We start from the raw sequence: 21,575 nt of genomic DNA on the forward strand, positions 1-21,575 counted from the left end.
TTGAATAACAACGAAAAAAAAATAACTAATAGATCGAGAAAACCAATTTTCAAAACTATTGCTATGTTAATAATAATTTGTTCTTTAATATTAGGAATGTTTTTTTCAAGTTTAAAATTTTCAGAAAATATAAAACTTGGGTCCGATTTTAAAGGTTACTATTCAGCTCTTGTTGCTGTTGATAATTTAAACGAAGAATCATCTACAAATGGACAACCAAATGGTGATTCATCAGAAGGAGCAAAAGCTTTAAATGAACGTTTAAATCCAATGGGAAATAACCAAATTATAATAGAAAAGGCAGGTAAAAACTTCTTAAAAGTTTTATCGCCAGTTGAAGCATATCAAAGTGAAACTATTTTTAAGAACCAAATTCAAAAAAATGGTGGTATTGTTTTACTTAATTCAGAGACATACAAAGATCTACAAATTACAGGAACTGATACAATTGAAAGAAAAGGTATTAATGAATACTTTACTGGAGCAAAAGCAAGTTCTATCAAGGATAGTAATTTAAAAGAACCAGCAATTTCATATTCACTAAATGGAGACACTTTCAAAACATTACTAACTGGTGGAAGTGAAGAACAAGAAGGTGGAGGTTCATCAAGTTTAGGTTTATTTATTTTATTAGATGCTGATGGTTTTTATAATGATATTAGAAACTACTATAATTTAATAAAAGGTGATAAAGAAGATAGAATAGAAGAATTCTTTAAAGTAATTATTAATCCTATGAGAGATATTTATAAGGATTCTTCTAAATCAGACAAAGTAAAACAAATTCTTTTTGATTTATTTTATGGAGAATGAAGTGAAAAAACATCGTCTGGTGTTAACGTAACGTATAGAGGATCTTTAATTGACCCAACTAGTGCACCAAATAATGCATTATTAGATTCAAAAGGGTTTTTGGAAATTGTAGATACATTTAAATATGTTTCTGAAACTTCTAAATATGTTTATGATTCAAATGCAGTTACTAAGGATTTCCAAACTGCTGGTAGATATGAATCAAAAGTAAAATTATGAACAAGTGCAAATGTAGAAACACCTTCAACAATGAGAGTTGACGAATTATTTTCTGAAATAAATCCTACTATTCTTAATTTTGCAAAAGAATATCAAAATTCATTTAATAGTCAATTTTTAAATAATATTAAAACAAGTTATTTTTTATTTGATGGAACAGTTACTGAAACAAAAACTGGAGCAGGAGCAGGTTATATTGAAAATAATAATTTGATAACAAAAGTTGATACTGAAACAAAATCAAGAGTTGGAGCTTCATTATTTAATGCATCTGGTAAAGGATTTGTTTTTACAGTTAATTCTATTGCAACAATTAATGGTAAAGTAACTAACTTAATGTTAATATCTGCAATAATTTTTATATTAATAATTATTATTTGTATGATAGTTTATATGGGATTTTTCTATAGAATATTAGGATTATTTTCAATGATAATTACTTTATCAATTATAGGAATAACTTTACTATCATTGTCATGATTTAATTTAACAGTTGGACCTGAAACAATAATTTCTGCTTTCATTTTAATTACTTTAAATATGGAAATATTTTCAGCATTATTTGAAAGTATGAAAGAAAGTTTTTTCTTAAAACAAAGAGGATTAAAAACAAGTTTTAATATTTCAATTAAAGAAAACATTGGTATTGCAGCTGATTTAGTTATTGCTTTATTAATACCAACAATGTGTATGTTTTGAATATCTTCAAATGCAATAAGATCAATGGCAATTATGTTAGCTATGGGTTCTTTCTTTACTGTTTTGTTTACAATTTTAATTGCAATAATTCTATTTAAATTATTAATGAACTCGCAATTAATTACAAATAAAGCTTATTTATTTGCATTAAATACTGACTTTGCAAGTCAAGGAAATTTTATTATTAATTATAAAATTACAAGACTTCAAAATAAAATTAGTAAATTAAAGTCAAAATCAAATTTTAATAAAGAATTATTGAAAAAATTTGAAGATAGACTTAATAAATTAAATGAAAAATTAAATTTCATAAAGATTAAAGATGAAGAAAAATCAAACAAAAAACAATTATTAATAAAAGAAAAAATAAATAAAAAAATTGATAAATATAATTTAAATATTGAAAAATTAAATAAAGATAAAAGTGCAAAAAAAATTCAGTCATTGAATTTTAAAATTAGTGAATTAATTTTTTTAAGAGATGATCAAACTCAAAATATAATCGAAAAAGAAGGAGAAATTGAAATTTCTCCAACAGAAAAATTAAAGATTAAAACTATTGAAAAGAATATTAAGAGTGGAGCAAAAATTATATCATTGTTTAGTATTATAATGCTTTCTCTTTCAATTGTTTTAGGATTTGTATTTGGTTTAAACTTTGATAGTACATTTGGTGGAAGAACTGATTATACTCTTTGAGGGGATAATACAAGTGAACTATATTATAAAATATCTGATGAAAACTTTGATGATTATACACATGGAAATGAAGATAAATTAAAGGAAATATATAATTATAAAACTGATTTAATTGAAGCACATGAAAAATTTAAAGCTGAAAATTCAAATTTAATTGATGTTGTTAAACTTGATGAAACAAAAACAGTAAGTGAATTTTTAAATTATGTATTTAGTGATAGTTTTTATGTGGATTATTTAGCACAAAACTTATCAAGTAGTAAAGCATATAAAAAAAATAATTTTACTGTTTCTTATGGAGATAAATTTATTTTTAATGACACTACAACAGGAACTGCAACTAATCAAAATTGAATTACTTTAACTGTTTATACTCAAAATTTAAAACAATCAGCAATTATTAAAAGAATGTTTAATAATTTTGGAGTAGATAAAAGTGTAAATATTGGTTCACAAAGTGGATTTATTACAAAAGCAATAAATCCAGCAACAATGTTATGAACATTAGAACAAATTGCAATTTCAATTGCAGTTATTATATTAGCTTTAATTATTTATATTTTAATTAGATTTAAATGAACATATTACATTGCTATGATCGTTTCAATAATAGTAGCACCTCTTGTAACTGTAGCTATATTAACAACAATGCAAGTTCCATTAGGAAATGTTGCAATTATTGGAATTGTAAGTTCAATTATATTTACTATTATTTCGCTATTTATGATTTTTGGAAAAGCAAGATCATTAATAGCTTCAAAAAATGAAGTATCACTTGTTAATTACTTTAAAAAAGAAATTGAAATAATTTATGATACAAAATCATTCAAAAACCAAATGAATGATGAATTATTTAAATTAAAAAATGAAATGAGATTAGAAATTAAAACTAATAAACTTTCAAAAGAAGAGAAAAAGAAATTAAAATTAGAGTTTAAAGAAATTAAACATAATAAGAAAATAGACTTTAAAAAAGTTAAAAAAGATAATAAAATAAAAATAAATAGAGTAAGTAAACAGAATAACTATTTATCTGAAGTTTTAGTAAAAACATTTAAGTTTGGATTTATTCGTTGTTGATTGTTAATTGGACTTTATTCATTGTTAGGAATTTTATTAGTTCTTTCAATGCCAACTATAATGGCTTTTGGAGTATCAATTATTATCGGAGTTATTGTAGCTTGTTTATTTGTATTATTTATTTCAGTTCCTTTATGAGTTCTTTTTGAACAAATCAGAATTAGAAATAGACTTGCAAGAAAACGATTTATTAACGGATTATATGTTTCAAATGAAGAACAAATAATAGAAGGAATTAACGATTAAGAGGTACTAAAACATGGATTTAAAAAAATATATTTATGATGTTCATAACTTTCCAATCGAAGGGGTTACTTTTAAAGATATAACACCATTATTAAATGATGCGCAAGCATTTAAATACACTGTTGATCAAATGGTGGAATATGTAAAAGAAAAAAAAGCAAATGTAATAGTAGCACCTGAAGCAAGAGGATTCTTATTTGCATCAGCTGTAGCATATGCTGCAAATTGTAGATTTGTATTAGTAAGAAAACCAGGAAAACTTCCAAGAGAAGTTAAAGATGTTGAATATGAACTTGAATATGGAAAAGGTCATATTCAAATACATGTGGGAGATTTAAAAGAAAATGATAATGTAGTTATCGTTGATGATGTTCTTGCAACTGGTGGAACTATGAAAGCAATAGTTGATCTTGTTCAACAAGAAAAAGCAAATTTAAATGGAATTATATTCTTAGCAGATCTATCATTTTTACATGATAGTGAATTATTTAAAGAATTTGATTCAAAAAGTTTATTAACATATTAAAAGGTATTTTAATACCTTTTTTTATATTTAAATTAGGTAATATAAAATTAAAAAACTGCTTATAAGTTTAGGAATATAGACTTAATTTATATATAATATATTTATTATTGTAATTAGATAGGGTGATTATTTATGCAAGCATCATTTGTACAAGATCAAGATTTTAATTATGTTGAATGTAGAGATGTAGAAGTATTAGTTTCAGAAATGAAAAAATACATCAAAAATAAAAAATTAATTGATGAAGTAAAAAAAGCTTATTACTATGCAGAAGATAAGCATAAAGATCAAAAAAGAAAAAGTGGAGATCCATTTATTATTCATCCACTTTCAACTGCTTATTATTTAGCTCAGTGAAGAATGGGGCCTAAAACTATAATTGCGGGACTATTACACGATGTTATTGAAGATACGCCAGTAACTTTTTCAGAAATTGAAGATTTGTATGGAGTAGAAGTTGCAGATATTGTTGAAGCTGTAACAAAAGTTAGTTATTTTACAAAAGAAAATCGTGAACAAATGAAAGCTAATTATTTAAGAAAACTTTTCTTATCAATGATTAGAGATATTAGAGTTATTATTGTTAAAATTGCAGACCGTATGCATAATTTATTAACTTTAAAATACATGAAACCTGAAAAGCAAAAGATTATTGCAAAAGAAACTTTAGAAATTTATTCAACAATTGCTCACAGAATTGGTATGAAAACTGCCAAAAATATTTTAGAAGATTATTCTTTTGAATATTTAAATCCAAAAGAATTTAATAGAGTTAAAAATTTGTTAGAAGAAGATAAAAGTTCTAGAAGAGAAATAATTAAAGAAATAATTGACGAGATTAATAAAAGACTTAAATCTGAAGGTATTTCAAATGCACAAGTATTTGGAAGATCAAAGACAATTTATTCAATTTATAGAAAATTAACTCAATTTGGTAAATCATTTAGTGATATAAATGATATTTTAGCAGTAAGAATAATTACAGAAAAGCAAGATGATTGTTATAAAATTCTGGGATGATTACATCAATTATTTACACCACTTTCTGGAAGATTTAAAGATTATATTGCAACACCAAAAAATAACTTATATCAATCATTACATTCAACATTAGCAAGTAAAGATGGTATTATTTTTGAAGCACAAATCAGAACTAAAGAAATGGATGAAATTGCAGAAAATGGAGCTGCTGCCCACTGAAAATATAAAGAGGGTGAAAAAACCGTTGATATAGCTGAAAAACAAAAAGAAATTGACTTAAAAGTAGATATGTTTACAAGATTAATGAATCTTGAAAAATTAGCTTCTGAAGGAAATGAACTTGATTATAATGAACAATCTGAAAAAATTGATTTAAGTGGAGAAGTTGTTGAAGAAACATTTAAATCAGATTATCTTGCTCCTATGATATATATTCTTACACCAGATGGAAATGTTGTAAACTTACCATTTGGATCAACTGTTTTAGATTTTGCATATAAAATCCATACTGAAGTTGGTAATAAAACAGTTGGAGCAAAAATTAATGGGGTATTTTCTCCTTATAACACTACTTTAAATTCAGGTGAAATGGTTGAAATTCAAACTTCAAAAGATACAAATCCTCATGAAAAATGGTTAAGATTCATTAGAACTTCAACTGCAAGAAGAGCCATTGAAGACTATCTAAATGCAGAGAAATTAAAAGATCAAGAAAAAGAAAAAATTACAAATCAAAAAGTAATTAGAAATATTAAAAGAGATATTGATCGTTATATTATTGCAAATAACTTAAAATGACAAATTAACTCAATTGAAGATATTCAAAAGAAATTAAGTGTTTTGGATTATAAAAATATTGATGAATTCTTATTGTCTGTGGGTAATGGAGACTTTTCAATTCCTGAGGCAGTTGAAATTGTTTATGTTTCAAAACAAGAATTAAAAGATGTCGAAGTAATTAACGACATGAAAACCAGAAAATATAAAACAGCAAAGGGTAGAGATGATTTAAGAATTAATGGAATTGAAAAAATTAGTTGTTCTCTTGCACAATGTTGTTATCCAATCCCAATTGAACCTGTTACAAGTTTTATGTCAAAAACAAAAGGTATACAAGTTCATAGAAGTGAATGTTTAAACATTACAAATATTAAAAAAGTAAAAAACTTATTGGAAACTGAATGAATTGAAAAGAAAACAGAAAACAAAAAATATAATGCAAAAGTCAGAATGACTATTTATGATAGACCAGGAATTTTATTTGATATAATTACAGTTTTTAATGCTCAAAGAACAAATATAACAGAAATCAAGATGGTTTCTCAAGAAGAAGAATATACTTGTAGAGGAAGTATGATTTTAAGTCTAAGTGATTTAGAGCAATTAAATGTTATTTTAAAATCACTTTCTGAAATTCCAGGAATGATTTCTGTTGCAAGAGCAACATCATCTGAAAATCCAATATCTTAAAAAGTGTAAGTGTACACTTTTTTTATTATTATTACTTTTATATAAAAAATAAACTATAAGTTGTTTTTTTATGTTATATATATTATTATTTTATTAGGAGAAAAAAGAATGTTAATTAAAATTTTATTATCTATTGTTATTGCAGGTAGCTCTATTACAACACCAACTTATTTTATAAAAAATAAAATAAGAGAAAATAAATAAAAATAATTCAAGATTTAAATTATTTAATTGATAAAGATGATTGTGGAGGTTAGGGACCTTTCATAATCGAAAATAAATAAAATTTTGGAAACAAACTATAATTTTGATAGTAATCAAATAGAGTAATGATTACTATTATATGAAAAAGTAAAATTATAATAAAAAAATTTACAATAGAATAAATAGAAACTCAATTTATTTATAAATTCACGATGAAAAACAATGGTTAAGTGAAAATAAATATCACAATATTATTAAAAGTATTGGTTAATTAAATTTTGATAATTTTAAATTTAAAGATCACAAATTTTATTTATCAGTTAATCCAGCATCAAATCATGAACTTTATAACAGAATATATAGTAAAAAAATTTAATGAAGGATTATAGTTATTTTATTTATCAATTAAATAAAGAAGAATTAGTAATAAATTTTAGAGTTGATTTTCTTCTTTTTCTCATATGGAGCTACATGAAATATAAATTAAGGAAAAACACATTAAGATTACATATTAATGTATTAAATTTTTTTTAGGAGGTTACGAAATGCAAAATTTTAAATTACTATTTAGTTTTTCATTAAAAAGAATATTGAAAAGTAAAAGCTTTAAAATATTATTTTTTTCTTGTATATCAATTAATTTGATACTTAATTTATTATTTTTTGGGTTATTACCAAATTATTATATGATTTCAGCAGCTATGTTATCAACAAGTTTAATAGGAATATTATTTCTATCTTTTCTTAATATAAATAATATTGTAGCTTTTATAATTCAAGATTCATATTCAGGAATTCAAGGTGTACAAATTAGAAGAGGATCTAGTATAAAAAATATATTTCTTTCTAAAATTTGTGCAAATAAAATTGTTACATTTTTATATATTTTAATAACATATTTATTATTTTTATTAGCAATATTGCCTTATAACTTTGGTGCTAATACATATATTTTATTCAATTTTTCATTAGGTGTTTTTGCACTAGTTCCTTTTGATTTATTCATTACAGCTATTGCATTATTTTTATCTGTTTTGTTTAAAAAATATAAAATTTCTTTATCAATTAGTTGAATTCTTTATACTCTATTAACTTTTCAATGATTATTTGGACCGTTAGTTTTTGCATTTGCGCCAATTCCTACGAAAGGAGATGCGGATATAATTAAATATAACGCAAATGAGCTATATAAATTATCAAAAAAATATAAAAATGGATTGAGTAAGTCTTTGATAAATGATTATGTTAATTTTAATAACATAGTTAATAGTGCAGATGAAAATTATTTTGAAATCTATTCTGATAAAAATATTGACCCAAAGTTAGAAAAACGTATGAAAACATATATTTATGAAATGTTTTTTTATGAAGGTTTATTAATGGAATTTTATAATTTACTAGATTTAAATAAGTTTGAAACTAGTGTACAAGATTATTTAAAAAATTTTAAAATTGATTATATTAATATAAGTATCAATACTGATATAGATCTTAAAGAAGATTTAAACGATAGCTTAACATTTTCGTTTTTAAAATCAATATCAGAACCAGGTTCTGGAGAACAAAACATTTATACATATAAGAATTCATATTTTTATAAAACATCTAAAAATAATTACAGTAAAATGGATCAGCTGCAGACTAATTTATATTATATAAATTCAGATAATTTAAGATTCAAAGAATTTACAGATAAAAATAATATTGAAATTAATACTCAAGAATTATTAGAAATTAAAAATATTTTTAAAGATCTTTTTAAATATCATTATTCATGAAATAAATATAAGAAATTAGATATTATAAGAGAAGAAGATGGAATTTCAAATAAACCAAATAAGTATTCATTAGATAATAATCCAAATTATTGAGTTAAAAATATGAAGTATAGTCAAGGTACAAGATTTTTTAATATAATTTTTAAACAATTACTATCAGAAGTAAACTATCCAAATTCTAATAAATCAGAATATGAATATTATCTAAAATATCAAAAATTAATTAATAATAACTATAAATGAAATCCATTTATGAGTCTCTATAATATGTTTTATTTTTCTGGAAAAAATAATTTTCAGAGTGATTCAATAGTTTTGCAGCAAGCACTTCTTCCTATTGCAGATTTTAGGATTTTATATAAAGAAAATGAAAATGATGAGGAACAACTATACTATTATAATTCAAGACCTTTTAATATTATTCTTACGTATAGCATTTGAATAATAATATCTTTATTCTTATTGTCTATATCATATTTTATCTTTAATAAAATGATATATAAAAAAGGCGGTGATCAATAATGTTATCTATTCAAAAAATTTCAAAAAAATTTGATAAAAAAGGAATAAAAAATATATCGATAAATATAAAACCTGGTGATATTGTTGGTTTTGTTGGAGATAATGGAGCTGGTAAATCTACTTTAATTAAATGTATTTTTAACGAATATAAAAAAGATGAGGGGAAAGTTTTCTATGAAAATGAGTCTCTATATGAAAATAATAATTTAAGACACTTATGTTTTTTTCCAGATCAAAGTATTTATCCAAAAGGTGTTACCTTAAAGGACTATTGTTTACTTGACGCAGAATTAGCGGGTATAATGAAACAAGAAGCAGAAGAAAAATTGGATAAGCTTTTATCTAAATTTGGTTTGTTAGAATATAAAAATAAAACTTTTGATAAACTATCTGCTGGAATGCAAAAAAAGGCATTACTTGCTATATGTTTAGTTAGTAAACCAAAATATTTTTTCTTAGATGAACCAACAGCTAATTTGGATGTTCATACAAGAAAAGAATTTTTAGAATTAATAAAATTACTTTCTAAAAAGGGGATAGGTATTTTAATAACAAGTCATATTATTGATGAACTACAAGAAATTATTAATAAACTTTGTTTAATTTCTGAGGGTGAATTAGTTTATGATAATTATTTTGACCCTAAAAATGACAAAATAATTGATTTATATTCTAAATATAGTAATAAAAAAATAGAAATTGATTATGATTCAATGATAGAGGATATATAGTATTTAGTCTTTTTAAACAAAAGAAAGTAAATTTAGTTTTACTTTTTTTTTTTTTTTTTAAAAAAAAAAAAAAAAAATCAAGCAACCTATCATAGGTATTCTTAGAATAAAGCAATTTTATGGTATAATATAAATAATTATTTTAAAAAAGTGAGGTAACTAATGAAAAAAGAAATGATCTATCTGCCAATTCAAGAATTTGTCCAAGCAAATTTAGATTTTAATATTGCTTCAAATAGAAAAGAATCTGAATATGACTTTAACTTTACAAGATGAAAAACAATGATTTTTTCAAGTCAAAAATTAAAATTTGTTCTTAAGTATGCACAATCAGTTTTACAATGATTAAGTAAAGTTGTTGACGTTCAAAATTTTAGTGTTTCTATTGATACTACAACTGTTGATAGATTTAACTTGTCTATATATGAATTTGATACACATGTATTTAACTGTTCATTATTTACTAACTTTTATTTAATTCCTGAAGGAGATTGATCAAGTAAAATCTTCGAAATGCATTTCTCAAAATTTGATTTAAGAAATGGTGAATTACAACAAAAAGAAAGTACTAGTTTCTGAAAAGGTGAAGAAGGATTCGAAAAATTTGTAAATATGCTTTATGCAATTATTAAAGAGCCATACAAATTTGAAAAAGTAGCACCAGTTCAATGACAAATTGACTTTAAAGATAAAAAACTTTCAAGTTCACAAATTAGAATGCAAATAGCTTCATTGGTTCAAACTGGAGTAAGACCAGAAGACCCATATTTAACAATTGAACAAGCATTGAAAATTGAACAAGGAGCTAATCCAGAACTTGTTGCTCAAGAAGCTAGAAGTGAAAGTGAAGCAAGAGAAGTAATAAATCCAATATGAGATGAAGCAATTGAGCAAGAATCAAAATATGAAGATTTAAACTATGCAATGGCAAAATCAAGAGGAATTGATCTTAATAATACTAATAATAAGAAAAAGAAATAATATAAAATATATTTCTTTTTTTATTTTAAATTTAATTTTTTGGTTGTTTTTGGTTGTTTTTTATCTTTTTTGGAATATTATATTAGTGAGGTGAACAAATGTTAAGAGATGAAAGATTAAAATTAATATTGGATTTCGTAAATGACAATGATTATTGTTCAAATGAACAAATATCAAAACATTTAAACATTCCATTCACCACACTAAGAAGAGACCTAACAGATCTTCATAATGAAAGTAAATTAAAAAGAGTTCATGGAGGAGCAAAAAGTATTCGAGAAAGATCAATATTAGAAGCGGTTTTGGATGAAAAATTAGTTACTAATATTGATGCAAAGAGAATTATAGCGAAAAAAGCATTAGCGTGTATAAAACCTTTTGAAACAATATTTTTAGATGCAGGTTCAACTACTTATTTCTTAGCTGAAATAATAAAGCCAGAGTTTAATAATAAAATTTATACAAACTCAATAATTAATGCACAAATATTAGCGAAAAACGGAGTAAAGGATATAAATTTATTACCAGGAAGATTAAAATTATCTACAATTGCAATATGTGGTGTAGAGACAATAGCAGCTTTATCAAAATATAACTTTGATTTAGCCTTTCTTGGAATAAATGCTGTTGATAAAGACTATAATTTCTTTACAACAGATGAAGATGAAGCAGAAGTTAAGAGAATAGCTATTAGAAATTCACAATTTGGATTTGGTTTAGCAGATATGTCAAAACATAACTCTAAATCATTTGTAAAATTTAGTGATAAATCTCAAATAGCACTTATCAATGAAGAGGTGTAGAAATATGATATATACAGTAACATTAAATCCAGCAATTGACCATATTATACTTGCAAATAAAAAAGTAGAACTTGGTGTAACAAACTATTATTCAGATGAATATAAAGTTGTTGGTGGTAAAGGAATCAATGCCGGAATTATTTTAAAAAATTTGCAAGCTGATATTCAAGCAATTTGTTTAATGGGAAAAGAAAATAAGGATATATTTTTGAATAAATTTAATGAAATAAATTTAAATACTAAAACTTTTTTAAACGAAGGTTCAACAAGAGTTAATTATAAAATTAAACATTTAGAATCAAAACAAGAAACTGAATTAAATGGAATGGGATTTAATACTCAACAAGAAGTATTAAACAAATTAATACAATATTTAAAAGAAAATTTAAAACAAGATGATATTATAATGCTCACAGGAAGTATTGCAATAGGTATTGATAAAACAATCTATGAAACAATTGGTAAAATTGCAAATGAAAAAAATGCAATATTAATATGTGATGCAACAAATGAGCTTTTAAAAAATGTTTTAAATGAAAAACCATTTCTAATTAAACCAAACTTAGAAGAAATATGTTCAACATTAGGAATTGAATTTAATGAGGATATTAGTTTTGAAGAAACAAAAGATTTAATTCAAAAACTAAAAAAATTGGGAGCTCAAAATGTTCTGTTAAGTATGGGTTCAAAAGGAAGCTTATACTTTGATTCAAATAATAATATTTATAAAGTTGGTATTGCCCAAGGAAAGCTTGTTAACTCAGTTGGAGCTGGAGATAGTATGTTAGCTGGATTTGTTTATGGTTTATATAAAAATCTAGATATAGAAAATACACTTCAATACGCAGCAGCAAGTGGGGCTGCAACAGCATTTAATGAATGACTTGCTTCAAAAGAAGAAATTGAAGTATTAGTTTCAAAAATTAAAGTTGAAAAATTATAATAGGAGGTTCACATGGAATTAAAAGATTTATTCGGTAAACAAATAAGTTTCTTTGATGTTGATTTAAATTCAAAAGAAGAAGTAATTGATTTTTTATCAAACAAACTACAAGAAGAAAAATATATTAAATCTGTTGAAGATTTTAAAGCAGCAGTTTACAAAAGAGAATCTGAAGGATCTACTGGTGTGGGGGATGGAATTGGAATTCCTCATGTATTAAATCCAACAGTTCAAAAATCAGCAATAGCATTTGCTAGATTAAAAAATAAAGTTGATTGACAATCACTTGATGATCAACCAGTTGACTTAGTATTTATGATTATGACAAATGGTAAAGATGGAAATGAACATTTAACAGCTTTAGCTGATTTATCAGGATTCTTAATGAAATCAGAAGTTCAAAAAAAACTAAGAAGTTCAAAATCTATTAAAGATATTGAAAGTGCATTTACAAAATCAGAAAAAAAAGTTGAAGTAAGTACAAAAGCGGGAAGCTATGATGTAATTGGTATTACAGCATGTCCAACAGGTATTGCTCATACTTACATGGCACAAGAAAAATTAGAGGAATATGCAAAAGCAAAAGGTTTAACAGTAAAAATTGAAACTCAAGGACGTAGAGGAATTGAGAATAGATTGACACAAGAGGATATTGATAATGCTAAAGTTATTATTTTAGCTCATGATAAAGCTCTTGAGGGTCTATCAAGACTTAATGGAAAGAAAGTAATTGATACAAATACAAAAGAAGCAATCTTTAAAGGTGATCAATTAATTGAAAAATATAAAAAAGGTGAAGGATTAACTGAAATTAAAGCATCAGCTGATTCATCATCTGAATCAAGTGAATTTACAATGAGAAAGTTCCTTGATTTTAAAGGTAATTTACTTGGAGGTATTTCAAGAATGTTACCATTCGTTGTTGCAGGGGGAATTATTTTAGGAATAGCGTTCTTAATTGACTTTGCAGCAGGAAATGGTGAAGCTGGAGGAGATTTTGGTACAGTTAATCCAGCTGCAGGATGATTTGCTGCAATTGGTAAAACATCTATGGCAATGATGGTTCCAATTTTAGGTGCATTTATTGCTTACTCAATTGTAGGAACACAAGGATTAATGCCTGGAATGGTTGCTGGATTATTCTCATCTAATATTATGGGATTTGCATATTCTGGTGATGAAACAGGTTGAAATGGATTATGAGGTAGACTTTTAAGCGATAGTTTAAAAGGTACTGAATCAGGATTTATTGGAGCTATTGTTGGAGGATATTTAGCCGCATTACTTGTTGTAGGATGATCAAAAGCAATGGTTAAATTTCCAAAAGGATTGCAAGGAGCAAGAGATATAGTATTTATACCTGTAATTTCATTATTATCAATTTCACTAACTATGTTTGTTATCAACATTCCATTAGGATTTTTAATGGGTGGAATTAGTAAAGGAATTGAAGCATTAGCACAATTAAACTTACTATGACTTGTATCAATCTTAATTGGATTTATGATGTGTGTTGATATGGGTGGACCAATTAATAAAATTGCTTATTCATTAGGAAACTTAGCTGTTGGTTCAAAATTAGTTACAGATGTAACAAGTCAAGGATATGCAGATCAAACAATTATTATGGCATCAGCAATGTTAGCAGGTATGTTACCTCCATTAATGATTGCAATATCAACAATTATTTTCCCAAGAGCTTGAACAGCAAAAGATAGAGATGCTGCAAAAGCAAACTGATTAATGGGAGCATGTTTCGTATCAGAAGGAGCTATTCCATTTATGGTTAAAGATCCAAAAAGAGTTGCAGTAAGTGCAATGATAGGTGGAGCTTTAATTGGTGGACTAGTTGGAGCATTGAAAATTAAATTACTTGCATCTCATGGTGGAGTATTTGTATTCCCATTATTAAATTCAGCATTAATTGGTGAAGGAGCAATGACAGGTGGTTCAATTGCATTAGGTGCAGGAGGAGCTACTATAATCTTATTAGGAGCAAGTTTCTTATCAGGATTTATTTTAGGAGTTTGAAGAACAGCAGATATTAAAACTGGTAAATTGATTCTTGATTCTACAAATGGAGTTAAAGAATCAATTTTAGCTAAAATTGAAGCTGTAAAAAATAACTCAAAAATTGAAAATAAAGATGTAAGACTAAATACTTTAAATTCAAAATTAACTCAATATGGAGAATTTGAAGCTGAATTAGTTACAAAACAAAAAGCTTATCAAGCAATACTTGCTGAAAAACAAAAAGCAAAAGAATCTAGAAAAGCTAATAAATAAGATAAAAAACACTTAGCATATAAGTGTTTTTTATTTACTTTAATTTGCTATAATTCAATTAAAGAGGGTAGTATATGATTGAGTTTATAAAAGTTACAAAAATGTTTACACAAAATAAGGGTTTAAAAGATGTAAATATTAAAATTAATAATGAAACAATAGGAATAATAGGACCAAACGGATCAGGAAAAACAACTTTTATTGAGTTATTATTAGGTTTTTTTAAACCAGATAAGGGAGAAATTAAAATTAAGGATGTTTTATCAAATAGTTTTAATTTTAATTTAAAAGATATTGCTTATGTATCTGCAAATACTAATTTACCTTTAGAAATATCTATTAAGGATTATATAAAATATATTAAAACTTTAGAAAATAGTGAAAATTTTAATAAAGAGTTAGAGAAGCTCGCAAATATTTTTATTTTTGATATAGAAGATAAAACCACAATAGGAAGTTTATCTTCTGGAATGATTCAGAAATTAAAAATAATTATATCAACAGCAAGTGATAAGGACATTTATATTTTTGATGAACCAACAAGAGGTTTAGACCCAATTGCTATTGATATTTTTTCAAAAATAATAAGAAAAATTAAATCTAGAAATAAAACAATTATTTATTGTTCGCATATTATTGATGAAATAGAGCAAAATTGTAATAGAGCAATAATAATTAAAGACAATATTATAGTTAAAGATATTAACCTATCAAATAAAAATATTAATTTAAAAGATGAATTTAAATCATTTTATAATTATCAAGATTTGGAGGATTATTAATATGTTTAAGAAGTCGAAAAAAAATGGTTTTTTAAAAACAAATAGCAATTTTTTAACATATTTAAAATATAATTTCATTTCTAAAAAATTAATTTGCTTATCTGTTCTATTTTTGTTTATTCCAATTTTTATAGTGATAATTATTTGTTCAAATAGTTATCACATAAGTGCCTCAGTTTATACCTCTCTTTTTTCGGTAAGTATATTTATATGTGTTTTTATTCAATCTTTTATATATTTTGAAAGAAATATTAATAAGAAGGATTACAGAATGTTTATTTTTGCCGGAGTTAGTAGAAATAGATTAATTTTATATATGTTCTATTTTACTTTTATAAATGTATTTTCATTATTTATTTTATTTTTAATATTGGTATTTATTATTTTTGGGATATCAGATGCTAATAGTAATAATAATTTTTTATCAATATTAAATTTAAATTTTATTTTATTATTCTTATTTAAATTATTATCTGTAATAAGTCTTATTTTTGTTTATTGTCTTTTGAGAAGTGTTCAAATTAAAAGAATATATTTTATTTATATTATTATTGGGATTAGTTATTGAGTTCAAGCAATTATGTTCTCATTTATAACATTAGCTCCAAATACTCAAAATAATTTTCTTATAAAAATTATTCTAATTTCTTTACCAACTTTATTATCAGGATCAAGCATTTGATTTTTTATAAATAATTGAATTATTTATATTGGTTTAGCTATAAATATTTTATATATTATTTTGTTTATGTATCTTATTTATGTAAGAAATAAAGCAATGAACTATTAAGAATATAGTAGTTTTTATTTTTCACAGTCATAAAAAAAGTGTAAAATATTATGGTTAGAGGTGAAAATATGATTCAAAAACCAAGGGGAACAGAAGATTTAATAGATTTAAAAGTAAGAGAATACTTTGCTTTAGAAATGATAATAAGAAATATCGTGGATTCATTTAACTATAATGAAATAAAAACTCCAATTTTTGAAAGTTTAGAACTTTTTAAAAGAGGAGTTGGAGAAGAAACAGATATCGTTTCTAAAGAAATGTATACATTTTTGGATAGAAAAAACAGAGAACTAACTTTAAGACCAGAAGGAACTGCTCCAACTGTTAGAGCAATTTTAGAAAATAAAATGTATATAAATGAAAACTTACCTTTAAAATTATTTTACTTTGGATCAATGTTTAGATATGAAAGACCTCAAGCTGGAAGAAATAGACAGTTTAATCAATTTGGAGTAGAAGTTTTTGGACCTAAAACTTCAGAAATAGATTGTGAAATAATTTGTTTATCTTCAACTATTTTAAATACAATTGGAATTGATGAATATACAATTCATTTAAATTACCTAGTGAATGGTGAACAAAGAATAACTTATATTAAGGATTTAAAAGAGTATTTAAAACCAAAAACACTATGTGATGATTGTAAAAAAAGAGTTGAATCAAATCCACTAAGAGTTTTAGATTGCAAAATTGATTCAAAACAATTTGTTGATGTAATTGATATGAAAGACTATCTTTCTCAAGAAGATAAGAAATATTTTAATCAACTAGTTGAAAACTTAAAAAATATTGGTATAAATGCAAAAATAGACAAAATGCTAGTAAGAGGCTTAGATTACTATACAGGTTTTGTATATGAAATAAAAGATAAAAATGGATCTACTTTGCTTGGCGGAGGAAGATATGATGAATTGGTAAATCAACTTGGAAATGTTGATTTACCTGCAGCTGGTTTTGGAATAGGAATAGAAAGATTACTTATTGCTTTAGCAGAAGAAGAAATCTTTATATCAACTCCAATCAGTTTAGATGCATATATTATAGGTTTAAGTGAAAAGGCAAAACAATTTTCAAATATATTATTACTAATGTTGAGAAAATCAGGATTAAAAGTTGATTTTGATTATATGAATAGAAGTATGAAATCTGCTTTTAAACAATCTGAAAAACTAAACTCTAAAAATATAATTATAATTGGTGACAATGAATTAAAAGAAAATGTAGTTGTTATTAAAAATCAAATAACAAAAGAAGAAAAAAAAGTTGCATTTGATAAAATTGTTGATGCAATAATGGGAGAATAAAAAATGAAACGTACACATACATGTGGAGAACTTACATTAAAGAATATTGATCAAGATGTAATTTTACAAGGATGAGTTACAAAAGTTAGAAAAATGGGTGCAATGAACTTTATTGATCTAAGAGATAGATATGGAATCACTCAACTTGTAATTGATGAATCAATTAGTTTAGAAAATGTTAAATCAGAATATGTTTTAGAAGTTCATGGAAAAGTTATTGAAAGAAAATCTAAAAATTTGGAACTATTAACAGGAGAAATTGAAATTAAAGTTGCAAATTTAATTTTAATTAATAAATCAGAATTGACTCCTTTTGAAATAAAAGATGGCATTGAATCACAAGAAGATACAAGATTAACTTATAGATATCTTGATTTAAGAAGACCTGAAATGCAAAATAATTTACTTGTTAGAAGTAAAATGAATCATGTAATTAGGAATTTTTTTATTGAAGATAATTTTATTGAAATTGAAACCCCAATTTTTGGTAAGTCAACTCCAGAAGGAGCAAGAGACTTTTTAGTTCCTTCAAGATTGAATGCAGGAAAATTTTATGCATTACCTCAATCACCACAATTATATAAACAATTATTTATGATTTCTGGTCTTGATAGATACTTTCAAATTGTAAAATGTTTTAGAGATGAAGATTTAAGAATTGATAGACAACCTGAATTTACTCAATTAGATATGGAAATGTCATTTGCAGATGCACAAGATGTTATGAATACTATTGAAGCATTAATTAAAAAAGTTATTTTTGAAATTAAAGGAATTGAAATTAAAGAATCTATTCAAAAAATTACTTGAAAAGAATCAATGGAAAAATATGGAAATGATAAACCAGATTTAAGATTTGGCTTTGAAATTCAAACTTTAAATGAAATTTTTAAAGAAACACAAGTTCCTTTATTTTCAAATTTAGAAGATAAATCTATTAGAGCAATATGTGTTGATTCACTTTTAAGTAAAAAAGAATTAGAAGATTTAACAGAAGTTGCAAAACAAAATAGTGTAAATATTCTTGCATTTGCAAAATATGATTTAAATGAGTGAAGTGGATCAGTTGGTTCAAAATTATCTGATAATGAAAAGGAAAGTATAATTAAAACTTTTAATATTCAAAAAGAATCAACTGTTTTATTCATAGTTGAAGAATATTATAAAGCAACTCAGGCAATGGGTTCAATTAGAAATAGAATTGCCAAAGTATTAAATTTACTAGATCCAGAAGTTATGAAGTTAGCTTGAATAGTTGATTTCCCATTATTTGAATTTTCTGAAGAAGAAAATAGATATGTAGCTGCTCATCATCCATTTACAATGCCAGCTGATCAGAGTTTAGAAAACTTTGATACAAATAAACAAGAAGCTTTAGCAAAAGCTTATGATATAGTTTTAAATGGTTTTGAAATTGGTGGTGGAAGCCAAAGAATTACAGATTCAACAATACAACAAAGAATGTTTGATGCAGTTGGACTTACAAAAGAGCAAATTGAAACTAATTTTGGATGATTTATAAATTCATATAAATATGGAGCTCCATATCATGCAGGATGTGCTTTAGGTTTAGATAGGATTTGTATGTTATTAACAGGTTCAGAAAACATTAGAGAAGTTATTGCATTTCCAAAAAATTCATCTGGAATTGATCCAATGACAAATGCACCAGACACAGTTACAACACAACAATTGGATGAATTAAATATCAAATTAAAATAAAAAATTATAAAATGTTTTTAGTAAATTAAAAATATTTTTGTAGATATATTAATAAGATAGGTTTAATATAAACAAATAAGGGGGTGAAACTAAATGAAATCGTATCAATTTCAATTAACATATAAGTATTTCTTTGGTCTATTATCTTTCTTTACCATTTTTTCATATTATATTTGAAATATAGCAACTGGTGATGAGGTTTTAAATACTTATGGTGGAAATTATGAAATATATACAATTGACTTTTTTACTACTTTTACTTTATTGTCAAACGTACTAGTACAAATTTGATTCTTATCAGCTGCTATTAATCACAATAAAGAAGGTGAAAGTAAATTTTTAAGTTATACAACTGCAAATTCATTGGCAACAATGATTACAGTGACATTAATTGTATATAATTTTGTTTTAATTCCAGTTGATGGTTTTCCATCACATCCATTTAGTATTTTTGTAACACTTGTAGATCATGCTATTGTTCCAATTGCATTTATTTTATATGTAAATTTATTTATGAGAAATAAGCAACGAGTTAGTCAAAAAGAATTTTTCATTAAAAAATTCTGAATCCAATTTGTTATGGTTCTAGCTTACTGTATTTTTGCAATGACTAGAGGAGAATTAAGATATAACTCTGGAGATTATTATTACTATTATGATGCTTCAGGTAAATTGATAAATTTATTATATCCATATTTCTTCTTAGATATTCATAATGTAGGTCCAGCAGGTTTACCAGGAATAGTATGATTCTTTATTGCTTTTTTTGGTATTATTGGATTATTAGTTGGTTTTAGCTCATTGTACAATTTTATAAACAATAAGGTTATTACAAAAAAATTCTATATTCAATATATTAAAGGTGAAGATTTTGTTGTTTAAAATAACTATTTAACATTAAATAATTAATATAAAAGTTAATAATTATTACTATATAATATTAAGAGTGTTAATAGCACATCTTTTGATAGCGTATTATTTATTGCCTTTAAAAGAACTATATAGAAAGGCAGTGAACTTTATGGGATTCGATAACAAAGATAACTTTAGAAGATCAAGAAGCGATTCTGATCGTGGAGAACGCGGTGGAGAACGTGGCGGAAAATCTGGTGGATTTGGTGGTCGCGGTGGAGACCGTGGTGGAAGATCTGGTGGATTTGGTGGTCGCGGTGGAGACCGTGGTGGAAGATCTGGCGGAGGACAAGGTGGAAATTCAGGTAGAATTGATAACTTTGAAAAACCATTATTAGAACTATTAAAAGAAATTAACGAAAAATTAGATCTTTTATTAAAAAAATAATTAATTAAAACTTTCAAATATTTTTATTTTGAAAGTTTTTTTTTTTTTTTTTTATTATTATATTATTTATTATTTCTTCAAAGTATAAATATAAACGAAGTTAATATTATATTTATGATACTAATTAAGTTATAATTATTTAAATATAGAAATCAGGAGAATAATAAATGGGATTAGACAATAGTGTTAAAAACTTAATTGGTAATTTATTTAGAATTGATAGTAACTTAGCCTTTTTTGCCCCAGGGTATTTGAGTTCAAAAAAAGTTACAGAAGAAAATTTGCCATGATTAGGACTTAAAAATTTAAATAGAATTGTTTATTTTGCAACAACTTTTAACTATTTTTTCTTTGAAACAATGATAGCAGATATTACTATAGCACTTGATTCAAAACAAAAAGAGCCAATAATTATTGAAGTTAAAGATAATTTTAAAAACTTGATTGAATTAGAAAAACTTGGTTTTTTACAATCAAAAATTGAAAATATTCCAGCAGCTCAAATGATGCTATTAAAAGACTTATATAAATTTATGTCTACAAAATATGATAAATTTAATTCACTATTTGAAAATGATCCAAATATAAAAATATTGGCAAATCACAGTGGTAATTTGTCATCTCCTGTTTTTTTAGAAAACAGTGAAGTTTATAATTATTATGAAAAGGCTGCAAAGCAAATATTTGGTAAATAAT

The 21,575-nt window shown here is 24.6% G+C and carries 16 protein-coding genes; all 16 read left to right on the plus strand.

The window, feature by feature from the left end; genetic code table 4:
- Positions 1 to 3,756, plus strand: coding sequence for a protein translocase SecDF, variant type (locus tag SDIMI_RS01870; RefSeq protein ID WP_041618275.1), 3,756 nt, complete (start codon positions 1 to 3; stop codon positions 3,754 to 3,756).
- 13 nt (positions 3,757 to 3,769) lie between these two features.
- A complete protein-coding gene (locus SDIMI_RS01875) occupies positions 3,770 to 4,282 on the plus strand; it encodes an adenine phosphoribosyltransferase (RefSeq protein ID WP_020836295.1) in 513 nt (170 codons plus the stop codon).
- Positions 4,283 to 4,414: 132 nt separating this feature from the next.
- Positions 4,415 to 6,733: a RelA/SpoT family protein gene (locus SDIMI_RS01880; RefSeq protein WP_020836296.1), complete on the plus strand. Its 2,319-nt coding sequence runs from the start codon at positions 4,415 to 4,417 to the stop codon at positions 6,731 to 6,733.
- Between the two features lie 749 nt (positions 6,734 to 7,482).
- The gene (locus SDIMI_RS01885) at positions 7,483 to 9,237 is read left to right on the plus strand and encodes an ABC transporter permease (protein WP_020836298.1); all 1,755 of its coding nucleotides are present in this window, start codon (positions 7,483 to 7,485) and stop codon (positions 9,235 to 9,237) included.
- The gene (locus SDIMI_RS01890) at positions 9,237 to 9,968 is read left to right on the plus strand and encodes an ABC transporter ATP-binding protein (RefSeq protein WP_020836299.1); all 732 of its coding nucleotides are present in this window, start codon (positions 9,237 to 9,239) and stop codon (positions 9,966 to 9,968) included. Before SDIMI_RS01885 ends, SDIMI_RS01890 begins: the two co-directional genes overlap by 1 nt.
- Positions 9,969 to 10,130: 162 nt before the next feature.
- On the plus strand, positions 10,131 to 10,949 hold the full coding sequence (locus SDIMI_RS01895; protein WP_020836300.1) for a hypothetical protein: 819 nt from the start codon (positions 10,131 to 10,133) through the stop codon (positions 10,947 to 10,949).
- A 98-nt stretch (positions 10,950 to 11,047) separates the two neighbouring features.
- Entirely contained in the window at positions 11,048 to 11,752 is a 705-nt protein-coding gene (locus SDIMI_RS01900; protein ID WP_020836301.1) for a DeoR/GlpR family DNA-binding transcription regulator, read from the plus strand.
- 4 nt (positions 11,753 to 11,756) lie between these two features.
- Positions 11,757 to 12,695 carry a 1-phosphofructokinase gene (locus SDIMI_RS01905; protein WP_020836302.1) on the plus strand — a complete coding sequence of 313 codons (939 nt, stop codon included), beginning with the start codon at positions 11,757 to 11,759 and terminating at the stop codon, positions 12,693 to 12,695.
- Positions 12,696 to 12,707: 12 nt separating this feature from the next.
- Positions 12,708 to 14,981 (plus strand): PTS fructose transporter subunit IIABC, encoded by a 2,274-nt coding sequence (locus SDIMI_RS01910; RefSeq protein ID WP_020836303.1) that lies wholly within the window; start codon positions 12,708 to 12,710, stop codon positions 14,979 to 14,981.
- A 74-nt stretch (positions 14,982 to 15,055) separates the two neighbouring features.
- Complete coding sequence (locus tag SDIMI_RS01915; RefSeq protein ID WP_020836304.1) at positions 15,056 to 15,763, plus strand: ATP-binding cassette domain-containing protein; 708 nt, start codon at positions 15,056 to 15,058, stop codon at positions 15,761 to 15,763.
- Between the two features lie 271 nt (positions 15,764 to 16,034).
- Positions 16,035 to 16,553 carry a hypothetical protein gene (locus SDIMI_RS01920; RefSeq protein ID WP_041618276.1) on the plus strand — a complete coding sequence of 173 codons (519 nt, stop codon included), beginning with the start codon at positions 16,035 to 16,037 and terminating at the stop codon, positions 16,551 to 16,553.
- A gap of 50 nt (positions 16,554 to 16,603) precedes the next feature.
- Positions 16,604 to 17,857, plus strand: a complete 1,254-nt coding sequence (hisS, locus tag SDIMI_RS01925) for a histidine--tRNA ligase (RefSeq protein WP_236608366.1) — start codon at positions 16,604 to 16,606, stop codon at positions 17,855 to 17,857.
- Between the two features lie 3 nt (positions 17,858 to 17,860).
- Entirely contained in the window at positions 17,861 to 19,579 is a 1,719-nt protein-coding gene (gene aspS, locus SDIMI_RS01930; protein ID WP_020836307.1) for an aspartate--tRNA ligase, read from the plus strand.
- A 93-nt stretch (positions 19,580 to 19,672) separates the two neighbouring features.
- A complete protein-coding gene (locus SDIMI_RS01935; RefSeq protein ID WP_020836308.1) occupies positions 19,673 to 20,461 on the plus strand; it encodes a Pr6Pr family membrane protein in 789 nt (262 codons plus the stop codon).
- A gap of 139 nt (positions 20,462 to 20,600) precedes the next feature.
- Positions 20,601 to 20,879, plus strand: a complete 279-nt coding sequence (locus SDIMI_RS04610) for a hypothetical protein (protein WP_020836309.1) — start codon at positions 20,601 to 20,603, stop codon at positions 20,877 to 20,879.
- Between the two features lie 167 nt (positions 20,880 to 21,046).
- Entirely contained in the window at positions 21,047 to 21,574 is a 528-nt protein-coding gene (locus SDIMI_RS01945; protein WP_020836310.1) for a hypothetical protein, read from the plus strand.
- The last annotated feature ends 1 nt before the right edge of the window (position 21,575 follow it).

Source organism: Spiroplasma diminutum CUAS-1, assembly GCF_000439455.1.
Lineage (GTDB): Bacteria > Bacillota_I > Bacilli_A > Mycoplasmatales > Mycoplasmataceae > Spiroplasma_A > Spiroplasma_A diminutum.